The organism is Streptomyces sp. AM25, assembly GCF_058146165.1.
The window spans coordinates 1-3,993 of sequence record NZ_JBKIWN010000095.1 but is presented as its reverse complement, the minus strand read 5'-3'; the positions used below and the strand labels follow the sequence as shown (position 1 = coordinate 3,993).

Below are 3,993 nucleotides of genomic sequence, written 5' to 3'. Positions count from 1 at the left end.
AAGTTCCCACCTAATTCATGACACTCCCTCAAGTTGAGTAGGAGGAGCGCGAGCCAGCAGGCTCTTTCTGCTGGGGTACCTACTAGTACTAGTAGGTACCAAGCCCAGGCTGAGCAGTATCGCGTTTTGTCATGGTGCGGATTGGTTAGGGGAGGAATTGAGTGAGTGCGCCGGTGACGGCAGCGGCCAGGGTGAGAACAGTGGCGAAGGCTGTGGCGGCGCGCATCAGGGCGGCTGGGTAGGTGGCGCCGTCGAGGCGGGCCAGTGTGGCAGCAGCGGCGGAGGCCAAGAGCGCGAAGGCGACGACCACAGCGATGGCAAGCAGAACGATGGCGAGGCGGGTCACGGTGATCTCCTCCTGCACGGTGGGATGTTGACGTGACCAAAGTTCGTGGAATCGATGTTCGCCACGGTTCGGCCGGACGAAGATGAACATCGGCGAACACACATGACAGGGGGCCGGGTGCCAGGCGAGGAAGACGGCGGGCGAGAAGACCCGTTGACGAGGTTGCGCAACACAATGGCCGACGGGTTGGCCCGCAAGCGGCTGAGCAAGACCCAGCTTGCTGCCCAGTCGGGGCTGGGCCGCACCACCGTCCATGCGGCCTTGCGGCCCGACGGGCCCGTCCCGTCGGCCGATACGGTCGTGGCTCTGGCCCGCGCGCTCCGCCTGCCGGAGCGGGAGTTGCTGGAGTTGCGGCGCAGTGCGGTCGAGGCGGGCGGGTCTGTGTCCCCACAGGGTGAGGGGCCGGGCAAGCTAATCGGGGAGTGGGACCCTCACGCCCTGGAGGTCCATCCTTCGGGAGCCGCCACCGGGGCCGACTCGGGCGCCCCGTTGGTGCGGACGCTGTCCGGCTACGTTCGCCGGGCGCACGATCAGGTGTTGACCGAGGCGGTGCGCGGAGCCGCGGAGGGCCGAAGCCGGATGCTGGTACTGGTCGGCTCGTCCTCCACGGGCAAGACGCGGGCGTGCTGGGAGGCCGTGCAACCGCTTGCAGTCCAGGGGTGGAGGCTGTGGCACCCGTTCGACCCGACCCGGGCCGAAGCCGCACTCGTCGACCTCGAACAGGTCACCCCGCGCACGGTGGTGTGGCTCAACGAAGCCCAGCACTACCTCGGCGACCCGAAGGCAGGCGAGCGCATCGCAGCCGCCCTCCACACCCTCCTCACCCACCCCGGCCGCGGTCCGGTCCTGGTCCTGGGCACCCTGTGGCCCGAGTACGCCGACCGCTACACCGCCCTGCCACGCCCCCACGAACCCGATCCGCACAGCCGAGTCCGCGAACTGCTGACCGGACACACCCTCACCGTCCCCGACGCCTTTGACCAAGACGCGCTCCACGTGGCGACAGCCCTCGCCCGGGACGGCGACCGGCTGCTGGCGGACGCCCTCACCCGCGCCTACACCCACGGGCGCCTCGCCCAGGATCTCGCTGGCGCTCCCGAACTCCTGCGCCGCTACGAACAGGGCAGTCCGGCTGTCCGGGCCCTGATGGAGGCCGCGATGGACGCCCGCCGCCTCGGGGTCGGCCTCCACCTCCCCCAGTCCTTCCTCACCGACGCTGCCGCGGATTACCTCACCGACCACGACTACGATCAGCTCTCCGAGGACTGGGCCGAGGCCGCCTTCGCCGACCTCGCCCGCCCCGTCTACGGCAAGCAAGCCCCACTACGCCGCAGCGCCCTCCGTCCCCCGCGCCGTCCCCCAAGCGGAGTGACGCCCGCTGTCACGCCTGGCCTGGCAACCGGACCAGTGTTTCGCCTTGCGGACTACCTCGAACAGCATGGTCGTGCCACCCGTGCGCGGCTGTGTCCCCCTGCTTCCTTCTGGCATGCCGCCCACGCCCACCTCGCTCACCCCGACGACCTCAACAATCTCGCCAAAGCCGCCGAAGCCAGACACCGCAAACAGTGGGCCTACTACCTCTGGCACCGAGCCGCCGACACCGGCCACCCCAGCGCTCTGACAGAGCTGGCGCGCATGCGGGACGAAGCCGGAGACGCGGAAGGCGCCGAAAGTCTCTACCGGCAAGCCGTCGACGCCGGCGATTCCTACGCCCTGACAGAGCCGGCGCAGGTGCGGGAGGCGACTGGAAACACGGAAAGCGCCGAAAGCCTCTACTGGGAGGCCGCCGATGCTGGCGATTCCTATGCCCTGGTGTACTTGGCGCGGATGCGGGATGAGGCCGGGGACCGGGAGGCTGCTGAAACCCTCTACCAGCAGGCTGTCGACGCCGGCTACACCAGCGCCCTGACGGACCTGGCGCAGATGCGGGAGAAAGCCGGAGACCAAGAAGGTGCCAGCGCCCTCGTCCTGCAGGCCATCGGCGCCGGCCACACCTGGGCCCTGATGGACCTGGCGCGGATGCGGGAGGTGGCCGGGGCCTGGGAAGAAGCCGAAAGGCTCTACCGACAGGCCGTCGACGCCGGCCACCCCAACGCCTTGACGGACCTGGCGCTGATACGGGAAGTAGCCGGAGACCAGGAGGGTGCCGAAACCCTTGCCTGGCAAGCCGCCGATGCTGGCCGCGTGTGGGCCCTGACGGATCTGGCGCGGATGCGGGAGGAAGCCGGAGACCAGGAGGGCGCCAGCGCCCTTGTCCGACAGGCCATCGACACCAGCCGCCCCCACGCCCTGGTGCACTTCGCGCGGATGCGGGAGAAGGCCGGGGACTGGGAGGGTGCCGAAACCCTCTACCGTCAGGCCGTCGACGCCGGCCACACCAACGCCCTGACGGACCTGGCGCAGATGCGGGAGAAAGCCGGAGACCAGGAGGGTGCCGAAACCCTCTACCGTCAGGCCGTCGACGCCGGCCACACCAACGCCCTGACGGACCTGGCGCAGATGCGGGAGGAAGCCGGAGACCAGGAGGGCGCTGAAACCCTCTACCGACAGGTTGCAGACGCCGGCATGCTCCACCTGACGGAGGAGAGGTGGCCGAACGGGCTGGACCCCGATGGTTCACCCACTCCACGCTGGCTCTGAACAGGACATGAGCGTGCAGGATCCAGGTACACCGGCCGGTTGAGCCGTACCGGTCCCGGCGCCATCGAGACAGGCGGAACTGCTCCTTCCGGTGAATGCGCGGTGCCGCGGAATAGCAAGGACCCTCCGCAGCCGTAAAGCACGAGGTCAGAGCCCTGCCCACGCGCGAGAGGCCACGCCCCTTCTAAGCGCTTGGCCGCAGGTTCGAGTCCTGCCGGGGGCGCTCCGCGCACCACCCTTCGCCTCTCCCTCCGGGAGGGGCGTTTTTGCTGGTCAAAGGCAGATTAGTCGGGGTGGCGTAGAGGGGGCGTAAGGGCGGGGCCGCCACCGAGCCTGCCCCGCCCCCTCTCACGGATTCCGGCATGCGAATGGCCCATCGTCGCGCTGCGCGCGCACAGCCAGGGCTACCCGCCCCCTACCGCTCCTCCACCACATGCGCCGGCCCGTGCGCCTCCACGTACGCCTCCCCCGTCGGCCACGGGGCGTCGGTGTAGGCGATGAGGGTGGGCGGCAGGCCGTCCGGGGCCGTGGGGACGAGTTCGATCCTGTGGTCGTGGCCGCGGAAGCGGCACGTCCGCACCCGGGCGCGGACCGTGCCCGGGGCCGGGGCGGTGCGGAGGCGGAGTTGACGTGGTCTCAGCAGGACCAGGCCGCTCCGCTCGCCGTCCTGGGCCGTGGTCAGCGGGAGGGTGCCGAAGGCGGTCTCGGCCTTGCCGTCCGCCACGGTGGCCGGGATCAGGTTGGCCTCGCCGAGGAAGCGGGCGATGGCGATGTCGGCAGGCTCGCGGTAGAGCTGTTGCGGGGCGGCCTGCTGGGCCGTGCGGCCGGCCTGCAGGACGGCGATGGTGTCGGCGAAGGACAGGGCCTCCTCCTGGTCGTGTGTGACCAGGATCGCGGTCGCCCCGGCGCGCCGCAGCGTCGCCGCGACCTCGGCCCGCAGGTCGGCGCGCAGGGCCGCGTCCAGGGCAGCGAACGGCTCGCCCTTCAGTTGGAGATCAGGGGCCCTG

At 70.2% G+C, this 3,993-nt stretch carries 3 protein-coding genes; 1 reads left to right on the top strand and 2 read right to left on the bottom strand.

Annotated elements, in window-relative coordinates; genetic code table 11:
- Nucleotides 1–145 precede the first annotated feature (145 nt).
- Entirely contained in the window at nt 146–364 is a 219-nt protein-coding gene (locus tag ACLHRZ_RS36690; RefSeq protein WP_490422922.1) for a hypothetical protein, read from the bottom strand.
- A 156-nt stretch (nt 365–520) separates the two neighbouring features.
- Between ACLHRZ_RS36690 and ACLHRZ_RS36685 the strand changes: the two genes are divergently transcribed.
- The gene (locus ACLHRZ_RS36685; protein ID WP_490422921.1) at nt 521–2,986 is read left to right on the top strand and encodes a tetratricopeptide repeat protein; all 2,466 of its coding nucleotides are present in this window, start codon (nt 521–523) and stop codon (nt 2,984–2,986) included.
- Between the two features lie 415 nt (nt 2,987–3,401).
- Here ACLHRZ_RS36685 and ACLHRZ_RS36680 read toward each other — a convergent pair.
- Nucleotides 3,402–3,993, bottom strand: a 592-nt coding sequence (locus ACLHRZ_RS36680; RefSeq protein ID WP_490422920.1) for an ATP-binding cassette domain-containing protein, incomplete at its 5' end; no start/stop codon positions are given.